We start from the raw sequence: 17031 nt of genomic DNA, 5'->3' as shown, positions 1-17031 counted from the left end.
TTTCCGACTCTATCAGACCATTTCACGATCCGATTTCCTCGGCGCTTTCCAGGTTTACGCTCTCGCGTTTCCCTTTCCGGCGGATCCGACTTTATCAGAGTTTTCGGAGCCTATTGACCGGCGACCTTTTCCTGAATCATCGGGATTGGCTTCCAGGGATCAATGTCCCGGAAGCAGCTAGACGCTTACCGTCGCCGGGTGGACCACGCCACCTCTAGGCAACTGTTCGAATCTACCTCCCCACTCGGGCTGTGTCAACAGCTCTCGTGGGGCGAAGAGGAGACTAGCAGGCCAACGCGGGGAGACGCACATCCGGCGGGGCCGGTCGCCCGGCTGATCGGGTCACACCGCCGTCGGCACCGTCGCGCTGCGTTCGGCCGCCGCCAGGTCGCCGGTGTCCCCGGCCCGTGCCGCCCGGCCGCCGAGGACGAAGACGTACGTGAGGAAGGCCAGCTCGGCGACGATGCCGATGCCGATGCGGGCCCAGGTCGGAAGGCCGGACGGTGTCACGAAGCCTTCGATGGCTCCCGAGACGAACAGGACCAGCGCCAGGCCGATCGCCATGCCCAGGGCCGCCCGGCCTTCCTCGGCGAGTGCGGTGCGCCGGGAGCGGGGTCCGGGGTCGATCAAAGTCCAGCCGAGGCGCAGGCCCGTGCCGGCGGCCACGAAGACCGCCGTCAGTTCCAGAAGGCCGTGGGGAAGGACGAGCCCGAGGAAGGTGTCCAGTCGGCCCGCGGAGGACATCAGGCCGATGCCCACCCCCAGGTTCAGCATGTTCTCGAGGAGGATGTAGAGGACCGGGAGCCCCAGGAAGATCCCGAGGACCAGGCACAGCGCCGTGGCCTGGGCGTTGTTCGTCCAGACCTGCGCCGCGAAGGAGGCCGCGGGATGGCTGGAGTAGTACGTCTCGTACTCGCCACCGGGGCGCGTCAAGGTGCGCAGGTTGGCGGGCGCCCCGATCGCGGCCTGGACCTCGGGGTGGGTGCCTATCCACCAGCCGAGGAGCGCCGCCACCGCCGTGGAGATCAGTGCCGTGGGTATCCACCAGTGCCGCGAACGGTAGACCGCGGCGGGAAAACCGTGGGCGAGGAACCGCGTGACATCGCGCCACGAGGCTCGGCGTGTGCCGGTGACGGCACTGCGTGCACGGGCCACCAGCTGGCTGAGCCGGCCCGTGAGCTGGGGGTCCGGTGCGCTGGACTGGATCACGGAGAGATGGGTGGCGGTGCGCTGGTAGAGGACGACGAGTTCGTCCGCCTCGGCTCCGTTCAGCCGGCGCCGCCGTCGGAGCAGGGTGTCGAGACGGTCCCACTCGGCGCGGTGGGTGGACACGAACACGTCGAGGTCCATGGGATGGGCTGCTCCTCGTCCTCTCGAACTGTGTGTCAGCTTGTCGTACTGCGGCGCGATGCGCCCTCAGCTTGGCAGACTGGCGTACCTCGGGGCAGGCCAGGGGAAGGACGACGAGCGTGAGTGAGCTAGTGACGGGCGAGGCGGTGGCGCTGGAACTGCGCCCTGCGAAGTTGCCGAGCCGGGTGCTGGCGGTGCTGCTCGACCTGGCGGTGGCGATGACCGTCTACATCCTCGTGACGATCGGGCTGGTCACGGCCACATCGGGTCTGGACGACGCCGCACAGACCGCGCTGTCGATCGCGACCTTCGTCCTCCTGCTCGTGGGCGGTCCGATCGCGGTGGAGACGCTCAGCCACGGTCGTTCGCTCGGCAAGCTGGCATGCGGACTGCGGGTGGTGCGGGACGACGGGGGGCCGATCAGGTTCCGGCACGCGTTGGTCCGGGGTGCGGTCGGTGTGATCGAGATCCTGATGACCTTCGGGGTCATCGCCTGCATCGCCTCGCTCGTCTCCGCGCGGGGCCGGCGCCTCGGTGACGTGTTCGCGGGCACGCTGGTGGTGCGGGAGAGGGTGCCGGCGGGGCGCGCAGGCCTCGTGCCCCCGCCGCCGCCGTGGTTGGCCGGACGGTTCTCCCAGCTGGACCTCTCGGCGGTGCCGGACGGGCTGTGGCTGGCGATCAGGCAGTACCTGACGCGGATGCAGCAGCTGGATCCGCAGGTGGGCTGGTCGATGGCGGAGCGTCTCGCCTCGGACCTCACCGCGTACACGGGGACGCCTGCGCCGCACGGGATTCCCGCGGCGGCCTATCTGGCGGCGGTCATGCAGGAGCGGCAGGCCCGGGAGGCGCGCCGCGCGTTCGGAGGTCCGGCAGCGGGCGGGGATCCGTCGGCCCCGGTCGTCGGCGGCGGGTATCAGGCACCGCAGCAGTGGTCCACCCCCGCTCCTTCGTCCGGAGGCGCGACCTGGCCGGCATCCGCAGCCGCGGGGAGCTCTTGGTCCGCGCCGGACACGACCACCGGCGACGACCGGCTCGGGGCACCGGGACAAGCGCAGCCGTACCCCCACCCCGGGCCCGTGCCCTCGGCTCCCGGCACCCCGCGGGACGGGGAGCCCTCGGTGGTGCGTGCCGAGCCGTCGGAGCACCGCGGCACGGGGTTCGCGCCCCCCGCGTAGCCGGCGGGCCGGCCGCCGGACGGTTGTCGGGACCGGTCTCCGGGGTCGGGGGTCCGCATGCCCCGCCCCGGCCCTCTCGGCGTGCCCGGGCCCGCCTCGCCCGTCCTCACGACGGCCGCAGCGCCCTTCGCGTCACATGGACTCGGACGGCGGCGACTCGAGGTGCTCCAGCTCGATGCCGGGCGCCGCGAGCACCACGTCGCCGGAGATGTGGACGGTGTGCCGCTCCCCCGTGTCCAGGGCTGTGACCTGGTATTCATCCACGATCAGCGGGGCGTTGTCAGTGGCGTGTGCTTCTCTTGCGACCAGAGCCCAGGACTGGTCCACGGTGCGGGGGGCGAGGACCGGATCCGTGAAGGCGACGAGGCGTACGCGCGTCGCGGAGGACGAGGGGGTGAGGCGCAGCAGTCGGGCGGTGGCGACGAGGAAGGCCGGAGACGTGCCGGTGAAGGCGTGGGCGCTGACATTCCCTTCGGTTGCCTGGGTGCCGGTGGGGTCGGTGCGGACCCAGGTCACGCCGTCGAGAGCGGCGCCACGTACCTGCCAGCTCGCGGCATGCAGTTCGAGGCGGATGGGGCGGCCGAGTTCGTCGAGGGCGAGGTCGACGGAGCCGACGTGGTCGCCGGAGGGGGACGTCAGCTGGGAGACGTAGCGCCACCCGGACGGGCCGGGCGCGCAGTGGAAGTGTTCCTCGGCGAGGAGAGTGTGGTCGTGCGGGTCGTGAAGCGAATATCGGCCGCGGGGCATGGACGTCCTGGGTCGTGACGGACTGGTCCGGCCAGTCTGCCTGGTCGGACCAAAGGGGCAGGCCCCCGGCACGGGGGTGCGGGGGCCTGCCTGGGGACCTGCTGCTGGTGGAGCACGGACGTGCTCACCTCGTCGCTCGCCGCTGGTGCGCGCACACCGTCGGTCGGTGGGTGCCTGCCCGCCGGCGGCGTACGTGATCAGTAGCGGTAGTGGTCCGACTTGAAGGGGCCTTCGACGTCGACGCCGATGTACGCCGCCTGCTCGGGGCGGAGCTTGGTGAGCTTCACGCCGAGCGCGTCCAGGTGGAGCCGGGCGACCTTCTCGTCGAGGTGCTTGGGCAGCGTGTACACACCGGTGGGGTAGGCGTCGGGCTTGGTGAACAGCTCGATCTGGGCCAGCGTCTGGTCCGCGAAGGAGTTGGACATCACGAACGACGGGTGACCGGTGGCGTTGCCCAGGTTCAGCAGGCGGCCCTCGGACAGGACGATGATCTTCTTGCCGTCGGGGAAGGTCCAGGTGTGCACCTGCGGCTTGACCTCGTCCTTGACGATGCCGGGGACCTTGGCGAGACCGGCCATGTCGATCTCGTTGTCGAAGTGGCCGATGTTGCCCACGATCGCCTGGTGCTTCATCTTGGCCATGTCCGCGGCCATGATGATGTCCTTGTTGCCGGTCGTGGTCACGAAGATGTCGGCCTTGTCGATGACCTCGTCGAGGGTCGTGACCTGGTAGCCGTCCATGGCCGCCTGCAGCGCGCAGATCGGGTCGATCTCGGTGACGATCACACGGGCGCCCTGTCCGCGCAGGGACTCGGCGCAGCCCTTGCCCACGTCGCCGTAGCCGCAGACCACGGCGGTCTTGCCGCCGATGAGGACGTCGGTGGCGCGGTTGATGCCGTCGATCAGGGAGTGGCGGCAGCCGTACTTGTTGTCGAACTTCGACTTGGTGACGGCGTCGTTGACGTTGATCGCCGGGAACAGGAGGACGCCGTCGCGCTGCATCTCGTACAGGCGGTGGACGCCGGTCGTGGTCTCCTCGGTGACGCCGCGGATCTCCGACGCCAGCTGGGTCCACTTCTGGGGGTCCTCGCCCAGGGTGCGGTGGAGCAGCTGAAGGATGACGCGGTGCTCGTCGGACTCGGCGGTGTCGATCGCCGGGACCTTGCCGTCCTTCTCGTACTCGACGCCCTTGTGGACGAGGAGGGTGGCGTCACCGCCGTCGTCGAGGATCATGTTCGGGCCGCCGGTGGGGCTGTCCGGCCAGGTCAGCGCCTGCTCGGTGCACCACCAGTACTCCTCCAGCGTCTCGCCCTTCCAGGCGAAGACAGGAATGCCCTGGGGGTTGTCGGCGGTGCCGTTCGGGCCGACGGCGATGGCGGCGGCCGCGTGGTCCTGGGTGGAGAAGATGTTGCAGGAGGCCCAGCGGACCTCCGCGCCCAGGGCCACCAGCGTCTCGATGAGCACGGCGGTCTGGACGGTCATGTGCAGGGAGCCGGTGACGCGCGCACCGGCCAGCGGCTGCGTCTCGGCGTACTCCTTGCGGATCGCCATCAGGCCGGGCATCTCGTGCTCGGCGAGGTTGATCTCCTTGCGGCCGAACTCGGCCAGGGAGAGGTCGGCGACCTTGAAGTCCTGTCGGTTGTCGACAGTCGTCATTACGAGCTGCTCCTCGGGGTTGGGGCGAGGTGGGTACGGCTGGTCTGCGCGGCGGCGGACACAGGGGTGCCCGAAGAGGACACAGGCATGCCCGCGTGCGCGCAGCGCAGTCCGTCGGAGGCCCTCTCTCCCTCGGCCGGTCCCCGGAGGGACCGCCCGACCGCCATCAGCAGCGACGTCTGGCTCGGCTTCCAAGCTACACCGGGCGGCCCCGGGCTCCCCAGTCCGCCTCCAAAGACGTCCGGATCCCGTGCCGCCGCGGCGGCCGACTCAGTGACCGGCGACCTGGCCCGGTCCGCCGGGCGTCGCCTCGGGATCCGCGCCCTTGGCCGCCTCCGCCTCGCTGAAGATGTCGGGTTCCAGGTAGATGACGCGGGCGATCGGGACGGCCGCGCGGATGCGGGCCTCGGCGGCGTTGATCGCCGAGGCGACCTCCGCCGCCGTGTCGTCGTGCTTGACGTCGATCTTGGCGGCCACCAGCAGTTCCTCGGGGCCGAGGTGGAGCGTGCGCATGTGGATGATGCGGGGGACCGTGTCGCCGTCGACGATCGCGGCCTCGATCTCCTTGACCACCTCGGCGCCCGCGGCCTCGCCCAGGAGCAGCGACTTGGTCTCGGCGGCGAGCACGAGGGCGATCAGCACCAGCAGCGCACCGATGCAGACGGTGCCGATGCCGTCCCAGATGCCGTCGCCGGTGAGCAGCGAGATACCGACACCGCCGAGGGCGAGTACGAGACCGATCAGCGCACCGAAGTCCTCCAGGAGGACGACCGGCAGCTCGGGTGCCTTGGCCCGGCGGATGAACTGCGCCCACGACAGCTTGCCGCGCAGTTCGTTGGATTCCTTTATGGCGGTACGGAAGGAGAATCCCTCGGCGATGATCGCGAAGGCGAGCACGCCCACCGGCCAGTACCAGTGCTCGACCTCGTGCGGGTGGCTGATCTTCTCGATGCCCTCGTAGATGGCGAACATGCCACCGACCGTGAACAGGACGATCGAGACGAGGAAGGCGTAGATGTAGCGCTCGCGTCCGTAGCCGAAGGGGTGCTGCGGCGTGGCCTCGCGCTGGGCCCGCTTGCCGCCGATCAGCAGCAGGAACTGGTTTCCGGAGTCGGCGAGCGAGTGGACGCCCTCGGCGAGCATCGACGATGAGCCACTGAAGGCGAACGCCACGAACTTCGATGCCGCGATCGCGAGGTTGGCGCCGAGTGCCGCCACGATCGCCCTGGTGCCGCCTGACGCGCTCATATGTTCGCGTTGTCCCTTCGTAGCCGTCCCGCCCCGGACCCACGCATCCTTGCGTACACCGCCCTGGGCTTTGCCCGTCCTTTGCCGGTGGGCCATTGTTGCAGCCGGGTCCGGCGGCACCGCGCCGGACCGGCGTGACGACGGCGTACCGCCCGGGTCAGGCGACGACCGTGGCCCGGAAGACCGTGCCGGCGCCGGACACCTCGGCCGTTTCGCCGGCGGGCACGAAGACCGACTGGCCCGGGGCGAGCAGGAGTTCCCCGGCTCGAACGGTACCCGCGGTGCACAGCAGGATCTGCGGGGTCGCACGGGTCAGCTCGCGCGGAGCGGCGCCCTCCGCCAGCACGTACCGGGACAGGCGGAACTCGTCGATGGGGGTCTCGTAGACCTCCTCGCCGTCGGCGGACGCCTCCGGGCGCAGAACGCCCGGGTCGCTCGCCTCGAAACGGACGATGCGCAGCAACTCGGGGACGTCGACGTGCTTGGGGGTCAGTCCGCAGCGCAGGACGTTGTCGGAGTTGGCCATGATCTCGACACCGAGGCCGTTGAGGTAGGCGTGCGGGACGCCGGCGCCGAGGTACAGGGCCTCGCCGGGCTGGAGCTGCACATGGTTGAGCAGCATGGCCGCGATCACGCCCGGGTCGCCGGGGTAGTGGTGGGCGATGTCGGCGTAGGGGGCGTAGGCACCGCCGAGACGGGCGCACGCGGTCGCGGCCTCGCCGACCGTGTGGGCCATGGCCTCCGGGTCGGCGCTCAGGACGGCGGTGAGGACCTCCCGCAGGGCGTCCTCCTCGGGGTGCGCGTGCAGCAGGTCCACATAGGGCTTGAGGGAGTCCACGCCGAGGCCCGCGAGCAGTTCGGCGGCCTCGGCGGGCGCGCGGAAGCCGCACAGCCCGTCGAACTCGGTGAGCGCGCAGATCAGCTCGGGCTTGTGGTTGGCGTCCTTGTAGTTGCGGTGGGGGGCGTCGACCGGGATGCCGCGGCGCTCCTCATCGGCGTAGCCCTCCTTCGCCTGCTCCAGGTCGGGGTGCACCTGGAGGGAGAGCGGTGCGCCCGCGGCGAGGATCTTCAGCAGGAAGGGCAGCCGGGGACCGAACCGGGCGACGGTCCTGATGCCCAGCTCCTCCTCCGGAGCCTTGTCGATCACCTCGTTCAGGGGGCCGCGCGAGGTACGCGAGGGCGCGCCCGGGTGGGCGCCCATCCACATCTCCGCCTGCGGTTCACCGGTCGGCTCCTCGCCCAGGAGCCGGGGGATGGCGGTGGTCGAGCCCCAGGCGTAGGGGCGGACGGTGTTCTCGAGGCGATCCATGGGTGTCTTTTCTCCGTACGTGCACTGTTCGGCGGCGCTGGCCCAGCGGGCGTGAGCCAAGGTCAGGCCCCTGAGGCGAGCGCCACGTAAACGGCGGCGAAATCTGTGATGGCGATCAGCTCGGCGAGGGTCTCCAGCTCGCTGCCGTCCTCGAGTTCGAGCTCGCTGATCGCCGTGTCGTGGCTGAGGGCCAGTTCGCGTGCGGCGGGGGCCGCGCTCAGGCCGCCGATCGGGCGGTCGCGCAGGAGCACCACGCGAGCGTGCAGGGCCTGGGCCTCCTCGACGCGGTCGCGGAAGAAGTCGTCGGGGTCGGCGCCGGCCGCGAGTGCGCCGGAGAGCAGGACGCTGTGCGAGCCGAGCGCCTCCGGCAGTTGTGCGGTGAGCGCGGGGCGGCCGGCGAGCTCCGCAAGCGCGGCGGCGAACCGCTGGCCGGCCGGTGCGGCGGAGACGCCCTCCGTCCAGATCACGGGGAGGGACTCGGCCAGCTCGGCGGCGAGGTTCTTCGCGGGGTTGCTGTAGGTGGCGATGGCCGGGCCGCAGCGCTCGGCGACCTGGTCGAGGCGGTCGGCCACCTTCCCCAGGGCGTCGGCCGGAGCGGACAGCAGCCCGGTGCGGTCGAGGAGGGCGAGCAGCGGCGTGAGCAGGGCCCACAGCACACCCGGCGCGGACGCGGTGAGGGGCTGGTCCTGCTCGTACGGGGCGGTCGCCATCGGGACGAACAGGCCATGGGCGCCGCCCACCGCGTCCGTGATCGGCGAGCGGTCGGGGGCGACGGCGACGACCGTGCAGCCACGGCGGTAGGCCTGTTCGACGAGGATCGACAGGCCCGGTTCGGTGCCGTCGGGCGTGGCGATCAGCAGCAGGTCCACGGGGCCCGCCCAGCCGGGGAGGTCCCAGCGCAGCGCCCCGGCCGCCGGGGCGACGCCCGTGGGGTGGATCCGGGTGACCGGGCAGGCGGCGCCCGCGAGGGTGCCGAGCAGTTCGGCGACGCCCACGGAGGCGGTGCCCGGACCGGCGATGAGCAGGGCGCGGGGACGGCCGTCGGGCTTCAGGTCGTTGACCCCCGCCTCCACGGCGTGCCGTACGGCGGTACGCACGCGCGCTCCGGCCTCGGCGGCGCCGCGCAACAGTGCGCGCCGGTCGGCACGCGCCAGCGCCTCGGGGTCGTCGAGCAGCGTTTCGTCCAGCATGGGCGACAGCCTCCGATCGGCGGGCCGTTACGCGGGGCGGCGGGCCTCGTCGACGAGCAGGACCGGAATGCCGTCCCGCACCGGGTAGGCGAGGCCGCAGTCCTGGGAGGTGCAGACCAGCTCGCTCTCCTCCTCCTTGAGGGGGGCGTGGCACGCCGGGCAGGCGAGGATCTCCAGGAGGCCGGCTTCGAGCGGCATGAAAGGTCCCTTCGGACGGAGGCGCTGTGCCTGGTCAGAGTACCGCTGCGGGGCCCTGCATGCGGTGGTTGGGCAGGTCCGGCCTCCCTTCCGCGCGGGAGGGAGGCCGGTGGCGAGGGACGTCAGCCCCGGATGATCGCCAGTACCTCGTCCCGGATCTTCGCCATGGCCGCCTCGTCCTTCGCCTCCGCGTTCAGGCGGAGCAGCGGTTCGGTGTTGGAGGGGCGGACGTTGAACCACCAGTCGGCGGCGGAGACGGTCAGTCCGTCCAGCTCGTCCAGCTCCAGGCCCTCGACACCCTGGTAGGCCGCCTTGACCGCCGCGAGGCGGGCCTTCTGGTCGTCGACCGTGGAGTTGATCTCCCCGGAGCCCACATAGCGGTCGTACTCGGCGACCAGCCGCGACAGCGGCTGGTCCTGGCCCCCCAGAGCCGCGAGCACGTGCAGGGCGGCCAGCATGCCCGTGTCCGCGTTCCAGAACTCCTTGAAGTAGTAGTGCGCCGAGTGCTCACCGCCGAAGATCGCGCCCGTGCGCGCCATCTCCGCCTTGATGAAGGAGTGGCCCACGCGTGTGCGGACCGGCGTCCCGCCGTGCTCCCGCACGACCTCGGGCACCGACCACGACGTGATCAGGTTGTGGATGACCGTGCCCTTGCCGCCGTTCTTGCCGAGCTCCCGCGCGGCGACCAGAGCCGTGATCGCGGACGGTGAGACCGGGTCGCCCTGTCCGTCCACGACGAAGCAGCGGTCGGCGTCGCCGTCGAAGGCGATGCCGATGTCGGCACCCTCCTCGCGCACCCGCTTCTGCAGGTCGACGATGTTCGCCGGGTCCAGCGGATTGGCCTCGTGGTTGGGGAACGTGCCGTCCAGCTCGAAGTACATGGGGACCAGGTCGATCGGCAGCCCGGCGAAGACGGTGGGGACGGTGTGCCCGCCCATGCCGTTGCCCGCGTCCACGACGACCTTCAGGGTGCGGATGGACGTCAGGTCGACGAGGGAGCGCAGGTACGCCGCGTAGTCGTCCAGGGTCTCGCGATGTGTGATCGCCCCCGGCGTCTGCGCGGGCTCCGGCGCGCCCGAGTCCAGCCACTGCTCGACCAGTTCGCGGATTTCGGTCAGGCCCGTGTCCTGGCCGACCGGGGCGGCGCCGGCGCGGCACATCTTGATGCCGTTGTACTTCGCCGGGTTGTGCGAGGCGGTGAACATCGCGCCCGGCAGCCCGAACGCCCCCGACGCGTAGTACAGCTGGTCCGTCGAGCACAGCCCGATCTCGGTCACGTCCACGCCGCGTGCGGCCGCACCGCGCGCGAAGGCCCGCGACAGCCCCGGGGACGAGGGGCGCATGTCATGACCGACCACGATGGCTCCCGCACCGGTCACCTGTGCGAAGGCGGCCCCGAAGAGCTCGGCGAGCGACTCGTCCCACTGGTCCGGAACGACACCGCGTACGTCGTACGCCTTCACGATCTGCGACAGATCAGCAGCCACGGCCAACCCTCCTGAGGTCTGAACAATGGCCCCCAAACTACCCGCTGGGACCGGGGCCGGGCGAAGCGGTCCCGTCTCCCTGGCGAACAGTTCCCACGGAGTTCACACCAAGGCTCATCCGACACCCGGGCGCATCGGCACCGGAACCCGGGGGACACGGAATCTCCGGGCAGGCGGGGACGGGGGAACGCCGCGGTCGGCACCGCGCACGGGGAACTGTCTCAGGAGACGGAACTCCGGGCGAGGGCCGGTCAGTTGTCAGGCGAGCGCAGCACCCGCAGATGGCCGCGCCGAGCGACCTCCATCGGATCCGCCGTACGGCCACCGCCACCGCCCGCCTCGGCCGCGCGCTGTTGCGGACGGGCGGCCTCCCGCACGGCGTTGGCGAGTGCTTCGAGATCGTCGCCGCTGGGGCGGGCCGGGGTCGAGCCGTCCAGAAGGCGGACGACCTCCCAGCCGCGCGGGGCGGTCAGACGCTCGGAGTGCTCGGCGCACAGGTCGTAGCAGTGGGGTTCGGCGTAGGTGGCGAGCGGGCCGAGGACCGCGGTCGAGTCGGCGTAGACGTACGTCAGCGTCGCTACGGCAGGACGGCCGCAAGCGGTGCGCGAACAGCGACGTACAGGGCTCACGACGTTGGACGGTACCGCACTCTTGAGCGGGCCGCGACGACTCTCCCCCAGGTCACTCCACCGTGTCGTGCTGTGAGACGGCCCACACGCCCTCCCGGGCCGCACGGTCTGACCTGCGCGGACCCGTCGCGTGCAGCCACCGGTCACCCAAGGAACCGGTCACCACTTAGTACAAACCTCGACAATTCTCATGAGGTCGGCGGTCCATGGGAGATACCGAATCGAGCCCAAGCTTGGCTGGAATGGTCATCATGCGACATGAAGTGCGCCTCGGGACACCTTCGCGGCCCCGGCCCCGGCGAGCCGGTTGGACAGATCGGCTTCGGGGGGCACGAGGTGTGTGGGGCAGGGCGCGGGGGCCCCGCTGGGACTACGCTTCGACAGTGATGGACACCCCTGTAACGCCCCGCGACGCCGCACCCGGGCCCCGCCGCCGCGATCGTCACGGCAGAGGCATGCGCGGCCCCGTGGCCCCGCCCCAGGTTCCCCTCTCCGCGAGCCGCGCCGAGGTGTTCGCGGACCTGGTGCAGGACTCCGTGGAGCGTCTGGAACGGCACTGGCCGCAGCTCGCCGACATCGACTTCCTCGTCCTGGAGGTGCCGCGGCTCGACGGCACCGCCGACGCCTGGGACGACGAGGCGGTGCCGCTCGGGGGCACGATCCCGGCACGCGAGGGCCGCCGGGCACGGGTGGTCGTCTACCGCCGCCCGGTCGAGATCAGGACGAAGGGCCGCGACGAGCGCGCCGCCCTGGTCCACGAGGTCGTGGTGGAGCAGGTGGCGGAGCTGCTCGGGCTGACCCCGGAGACGGTCGACCCGCGCTACGGCGAGGACTGATCCGCGGCCGTAACCGGAGCCGGCCGGGGCCGCAGGCCCCGGCCGGTCACTTCTTCAGCAGCACCGACAGGTCCTCGTCGGCCTGCGGCACCGCGACCGTCCCCCGGTCGTCGGGAAGGGTCTGCACCGTGAACGCCGGCACCCCCTCCATCGTCGTCTGGAGGATGCGGGCGGCATGGACGGGGCCGCCGGAGACCGGCTCGATCGTGAGCGCATAGGTGCCCTTGAGGTTGTTCGGCACGGGCGCCTCCACGTTCTGGGTCGTGCCCCCCTTGATCGTGTACTTCTTGGTCGCCGCGGTGCCGCCCTCGCTGCCCGCCGAGGCGGTCACCTTGACCGTGGCCGAGCCGCCCACAGCGGTCAGCGCGAGGGTGCTGCCCTTGGCGCTGTTGTCCGCGACCGACGCACGCGTACCGACCGGGGCGGTCGCCGGGATGAACGCCGACTCCTGCTTGTCGCCCTTGCCCCGGACCACCCGCAGGGCGGCCACCACCGGGACCGGGCTGTCGCCGGCGGACAGCACCAGGGAGCCCGCCTCGCCGCGCGTGAGCGGTCCGAGATCCACCGCCGTGGTCATGCCGCCCTTCACATGCAACGTCTCGTTCCCTGCGGGGGTGATCTGCCCGGAGGGCGAAGCGAGGCGCACCTTCAGATCGGCGTCGGCGTCACCGGGCGCGAAGGCGATCAGTCGGACGTCCGTGGCGTCCTTGGGGATGCCGGGCAGCACGAGCGAGCTCGCGGGGTCCGTGGAGGCGGGCAGCCAGTCGCCGCCCAGCTTGTCGTCGAGGGCCAGCACGGCGGCGGCGACCCGGCCGCTGCGGACGCTGACGTGGACCGTGAGGTCGTTCTCCTTCGCCGCGGTGAGCGTGGACAGCAGGACCGGCTCGGTGGAGTGCGGCTGGACGGTGATGCCCTCGCCGACCACCGACTTGAGGTTGCCGTCCTTGCCGTACAGCTCGATGTCGACGACCGCGGCGGAGTCGTCCGGGTTGGTCAGGTGCACGTAGTCGGTGCGGGAGCCGGCGGTGCTGGCGCCAGGGAACCAGAACTCCGTGTCCGGGGCGGTGCAGTTGGTGCCCAGCAGCCCACGACCGGTGCCCGCGGCGACCTGGGTCGTCTCCTGGACCGTCCAGCCGGGTGCGAACCGGCCCGTGGCCGTGCCGATCAGCGCGGGCGTGTCCGAACCCGAGCCGTCCCCGGTGACCGGTGTCCCGGGCGCCTTGGGGGTCACGGTGGGCGCATCGGACTTCTTCGTGCTCTTGCCGCTCTTGCCGTCCTTGCCGCTCTTCCCGCTCTGGGAGGAGCCCGAGGCGTCCGCCGACTGCTCGCCCGCCGCGACGAGTTGGGCCTTGCCGCCGCCGTCCGTGCCCTGCGCGACCGGTGTGAAGGACGTGTACGTGGTGTCGGCGATGTCGGAGGTGCTCGGCTCGGGGCACAGCAGCCGGGTCTGCTCCACGGGCAGCCGGGCAGCCGGCTTCGCGGCGCCGCTGCCGGAGGCGGACGGAGCCGTGAGCGCCGCGAAGCCGGTGACGGCGGCGAGCGCGGTCGTGCCGGCGATCAGGGACAGGGTCGTGCGCTTCACTGCTGGCTCCCGTCGGGGCGCTCTTGGTCGGTGCCGTGCGCCGGGTCGTACGGCATGGCGTAGCCCTGGGTGTACGTCTGGTCGTACTGCGTGGGGTTCCCGTAGGCGTAGGGGTCGTACTGGGCGCCCTGATAGGGGTCGGCCTGGTACGGCTGCTGCTCGTAGGTGCCCTGCGCGTACTGCTGCGGGACGCCCTGGTACTGATCGCCGCCGTAGGTGCCGTACTCGCCGTTCCCGTAGCCGGCCGTGTCCCACTCGTCGTACACCGGCTGCTGCGGGACCTGCACGGGCTGCTCCTCCGGAGGCGGCGCGTCGGCGTCGTGTGCCTGCTCCTCCGCCTCCGCCTGAGCGCGCAGCCTGCGGGCGCGGCGGCCCTCGCCGGTGGTGTCCTGCGCGGGCACGAACCGCTCCTCGGGGAGGTCGTCGTCGACATCGCGGCGGCGGCCCGGCAGGGCCAGCACCAGCACGACGACGGCGAGTGCGCCCTGTGCCCACAGCCATGCCGTGTGGCCGATGGGTGTGTCGTACGTGACGTCCAACGTGCCGCCGGAGGAGGGCAGTTCGAAGCCCTGGGCCCAGCCGTCGACCGTGGTCCGGGTCAGCGGCCTGCCGTCCAGGGTCGCGGTCCAGCCGGCGTCCGCGGTGTCGGCGATCCGCAGGACACGGCCCTCGGCACCGGACGGGATCTTCGAGTGGATGTCGACGGGACCGGCCGGGACGGCCTCCGGCGCGGCGGAGCCGCTCACGATCGCCGCCCGGGAGACCTGCCGGTCCACCCGCCACAGGGCGCTGCCGTCCTGCTGGCTGAGCCGGGTCAGTCCGGGCGTGGCGTCCAGCACCCGGCTGATCTCGCGCGGAGCGCCCTTGCGGACGAGGACGTAACGCACGGCGAAGCCGCCGAGCTCGTCGGCCTGGTCGGCGCCGGAACCCGCGACGAGGTTGGCGACGACCTTGTCGAGGTTTCTGTTCTCGCCGTCCTGCGTGGCGAGTTCACCGTCACCGAGGCGGGCGCCGGAACCGCGGACCAGCGTGTACCCGACGCGTGCGGTGGACTGGCTGTCGAGGACGAGGGTCCGGGCCTGGTCGGAGGTGCCGCCCTCCTCGGCCACGAACGCGGGCACCTGCACGGCGTCACGCCGCTCCAGAGGCCCGTCTGCACCGCGGATCATCCAGCCGGCGGCGATGAGCAGGGGGCCGGCCGCGGAGGCGAACGCGATGAGCGCGGCGACGGGCTGACGCCAGCCGAAGCTCTGCTCGGCCACGCGCTCCTGGGCGCCGTCGGCGCCGACGACCGCGGCCGACAGGAGCGCCAGGCCGTAGACGAGGGTCGCGGGTCCGGCCCAGGCCGAGCCGTTGGACAGGACCGCGAAGACGAGGGCCACCAGCGCGACCGCCCATGCCGTCCGGATGCCGGCCGCACGTTCGGAGCGCATCAGGGCGGCCAGCGCGGCGAGCACGATGCCGATCAACATCAGCCCGCTGACGGTGCCGGGACCTCCCGGGCTCGCTCCGAGCAGGTCCGAGGCGGAGGCCGCGCTCTTGCCGTAGTCGAGACCCGCTTCCTTGAAGAAGCCGAAGGGCAGCAGCGACAGCGACCAGGGGGCGAGGAGCAGCAGGGGGGTGCCCAGCAGGACGAGGAAACGCAGGCCGTAGGCGACGATGTCGCTCCTGCGCACCGCGAGCAGCGCGACGCCGAGCACCAGGGCGATCGGCCACACGATGGGGGTGAACGCGGTGGTGATCGTCAGCAGCAGGGCGTAGGCCCAGGTGGCGCGCCAGCTGCCGCGGGTGCCCGAGGCGTGGGCGAGGCCTCCGGCGGCGACGGCAGCGCGCGCGATGAGCGGCAGCAGGACCGCGAGGACCGCCGTACCGATGCGGCCGCCCGCGAGCGCGCCGGTGGCGGCGGGCAGGAAGGCGTAGGCGACGGACGCCCACGCACGCAGCAGCCGCGACTCGACGAGCGGCCGCGAGGCGAAGTACGCCGTGAAGCCGGCCAGCGGCACGGAGCAGACGAGCAGCACCGTGACCGCGAGTCCGGTGGAGCCGAACAGGATGCTCGACAGCAGGGCGACGAGGGCGAGGTAGGGCGGCGCGGACTGGGTGCCGCCCGCACCGACCGGATGCCAGGCGTCGAGATACCGCGCCCACAGCTCGGAGGCGTCGGCGGGCGCGGGCAGCATCGCTCCGCCGGCGAGCGCGCCACCGCCCAGCAGGGCACGGCAGGCGATGAGGGAGAAGACCAGGAGGACGACGAAGAGCACAGGTCCGGGCTTGCGGCCGATGCGCTTGAGCCGGGCGAACTGCTCGACCTCCAGGAAGTCGGCGTCGTCACCGCCGGGTCCGGACTCCAGGCCCGCACCGTGCCGGCCGGCCGCGGAGACCTCGGGGTCGGAGCGACCCACCAGGTTGCTCGCGATCTGTTCGACGGTGGCCCGGACGGTCGCTCCCCGCGGCGGGAACAACGGCCGCAGCTCGTCCTTGTCGACCAGCGGGCGGCCGCGCCTTCGGCGGCCGGCGATGATCCGCTCGGGCCGCAGCGCCGTACCCAGCAGGCCGCGGATCTCGTCGAGGGCCTGTCCGGGCACCTTGCCGACGAGATAGGCCACCGTGCGCAGCAGGGTGCCGAGCACCAGCCGCAGCAGGATCCAGGGCAGCTGTGCCGTGCGTGCGTTGACGAGGAGGGTGTAGACGGCGCCCGCCTTGTCGACCTTGTGCGGGGAGGCCGCGGTGCGGCCCACGCAGTCGACGGCGCGGCGCTCGCGGGAGGCCGCCTCGGCGTGGCGCACGACCGCGTCGGGGGCGACGAGGACGCGGTGTCCCGCCGCGTTGGCGCGCCAGCACAGGTCGACGTCGTCGCGCATCAGCGGCAGATGCCGGTCGAACCCGCCGAGCTCCTCGAAGACGTCGCGCCGGACGAGCATGCCGGCCGTGGAGACGGACAGCACCGGGCGGATGTGGTCGTGCTGGCCCTGGTCCTGTTCGCGGCGGTCCAGACCGGTCCAGCGGCGACCGGAGTTGGCGATGGTCACGCCGACCTCGAGGAGCTGCCGGCGGTCGTACCAGCCCCGGAGCTTGGGACCGACGACGGCCACGTCGTCCCGGCCCAGCTCGAGTTCGTTCTCCACAAGGCGGAGCATCTCGGCCAGGGCGTCGGGTTCGGGCGCGCAGTCGTCGTGCAGAAGCCACAGCCAGTGCACCGGCTCGCCGTACGGCAGCTCCGGCATCTCGTACGCCTCGTCCCGCCAGGTGCGGGTGACGGGGTCCCAGCCGCTGGGGCGTTTGAGATAGGGAAGATCTTCGGGGCTCAGCACGGGCGCGCTGCGGTTCGCCTCCTCGACGGCCTGGCCGAAGCCGGTACGGCGGGCGAGGTGCAGGACGCGATCGGGGCCGAGGGCCTCGGAAAGCAGCTGTGCGGAGGCGTCCGCGCTGCCGGTGTCGGCAGCCACGGCGTACTGCACGGGGCGCTCCTGGCCGAGCAGCCCGGTGAGCGCGTCGGGCAGCCAGCGGGCGCCGTCGTGGGCGACGAGCACCGCGGTGACCACGTGACGCGGGAACTCTGGCGTGGCGGCGTTGTGTTGGGCCGCCGTATGGCTGTGCACGGACATCGAGGTACGGGCCCCGGTTC

The 17031-nt window shown here is 71.9% G+C and carries 13 protein-coding genes; 2 read left to right on the top strand and 11 right to left on the bottom strand.

Going from position 1 to position 17031, the window contains the following annotated elements:
- Positions 1-342: 342 nt before the first annotated feature.
- Positions 343-1350, bottom strand: a complete 1008-nt coding sequence (locus ADL25_RS29100) for a stage II sporulation protein M (protein ID WP_059130806.1) — start codon at positions 1348-1350, stop codon at positions 343-345.
- Positions 1351-1469: 119 nt separating this feature from the next.
- Between ADL25_RS29100 and ADL25_RS29095 the strand changes: the two genes are divergently transcribed.
- Positions 1470-2525, top strand: a complete 1056-nt coding sequence (locus ADL25_RS29095; RefSeq protein WP_059130805.1) for an RDD family protein — start codon at positions 1470-1472, stop codon at positions 2523-2525.
- A 132-nt stretch (positions 2526-2657) separates the two neighbouring features.
- On the opposite strand, the gene ADL25_RS29090 is transcribed toward ADL25_RS29095, so the two are convergent.
- The 8 genes from ADL25_RS29090 to ADL25_RS29060 form a co-directional block, all read right to left on the bottom strand.
- On the bottom strand, positions 2658-3272 hold the full coding sequence (locus ADL25_RS29090) for a hypothetical protein (RefSeq protein ID WP_059130804.1): 615 nt from the start codon (positions 3270-3272) through the stop codon (positions 2658-2660).
- 197 nt (positions 3273-3469) lie between these two features.
- Positions 3470-4927: an adenosylhomocysteinase gene (gene ahcY, locus ADL25_RS29085; RefSeq protein WP_059130803.1), complete on the bottom strand. Its 1458-nt coding sequence runs from the start codon at positions 4925-4927 to the stop codon at positions 3470-3472.
- Between the two features lie 270 nt (positions 4928-5197).
- The gene (locus ADL25_RS29080) at positions 5198-6175 is read right to left on the bottom strand and encodes a cation diffusion facilitator family transporter (RefSeq protein ID WP_059130802.1); all 978 of its coding nucleotides are present in this window, start codon (positions 6173-6175) and stop codon (positions 5198-5200) included.
- 157 nt (positions 6176-6332) lie between these two features.
- Positions 6333-7484, bottom strand: a complete 1152-nt coding sequence (gene manA, locus ADL25_RS29075) for a mannose-6-phosphate isomerase, class I (protein WP_059130801.1) — start codon at positions 7482-7484, stop codon at positions 6333-6335.
- A 62-nt stretch (positions 7485-7546) separates the two neighbouring features.
- Positions 7547-8674, bottom strand: coding sequence for an SIS domain-containing protein (locus ADL25_RS29070; protein WP_059130800.1), 1128 nt, complete (start codon positions 8672-8674; stop codon positions 7547-7549).
- 27 nt (positions 8675-8701) lie between these two features.
- Positions 8702-8872: a Trm112 family protein gene (locus tag ADL25_RS46600; protein ID WP_079050632.1), complete on the bottom strand. Its 171-nt coding sequence runs from the start codon at positions 8870-8872 to the stop codon at positions 8702-8704.
- Between the two features lie 122 nt (positions 8873-8994).
- Complete coding sequence (locus tag ADL25_RS29065) at positions 8995-10359, bottom strand: phosphomannomutase/phosphoglucomutase (RefSeq protein ID WP_059130799.1); 1365 nt, start codon at positions 10357-10359, stop codon at positions 8995-8997.
- A 251-nt stretch (positions 10360-10610) separates the two neighbouring features.
- Positions 10611-10988 carry a DUF3499 domain-containing protein gene (locus ADL25_RS29060; protein WP_059130798.1) on the bottom strand — a complete coding sequence of 126 codons (378 nt, stop codon included), beginning with the start codon at positions 10986-10988 and terminating at the stop codon, positions 10611-10613.
- Between the two features lie 386 nt (positions 10989-11374).
- On the opposite strand from ADL25_RS29060, the gene ADL25_RS29055 reads away from it, so the two are divergent.
- Positions 11375-11824: a metallopeptidase family protein gene (locus tag ADL25_RS29055; RefSeq protein WP_107116723.1), complete on the top strand. Its 450-nt coding sequence runs from the start codon at positions 11375-11377 to the stop codon at positions 11822-11824.
- Positions 11825-11870: 46 nt separating this feature from the next.
- Here ADL25_RS29055 and ADL25_RS29050 read toward each other — a convergent pair whose 3' ends face one another.
- Complete coding sequence (locus tag ADL25_RS29050; protein WP_059130796.1) at positions 11871-13406, bottom strand: DUF5719 family protein; 1536 nt, start codon at positions 13404-13406, stop codon at positions 11871-11873.
- Positions 13403-17011, bottom strand: a complete 3609-nt coding sequence (locus tag ADL25_RS29045; RefSeq protein WP_059130795.1) for a glycosyltransferase family 2 protein — start codon at positions 17009-17011, stop codon at positions 13403-13405. The genes ADL25_RS29050 and ADL25_RS29045 overlap by 4 nt, the downstream gene beginning before the upstream one ends.
- Positions 17012-17031: the final 20 nt, after the last annotated feature.

Origin of the sequence: Streptomyces sp. NRRL F-5122, from assembly GCF_001507435.1 — a bacterium.
Lineage (GTDB): Bacteria > Actinomycetota > Actinomycetes > Streptomycetales > Streptomycetaceae > Streptomyces > Streptomyces lannensis.
This window is presented reverse-complemented; position numbering and strand designations above follow the sequence as displayed.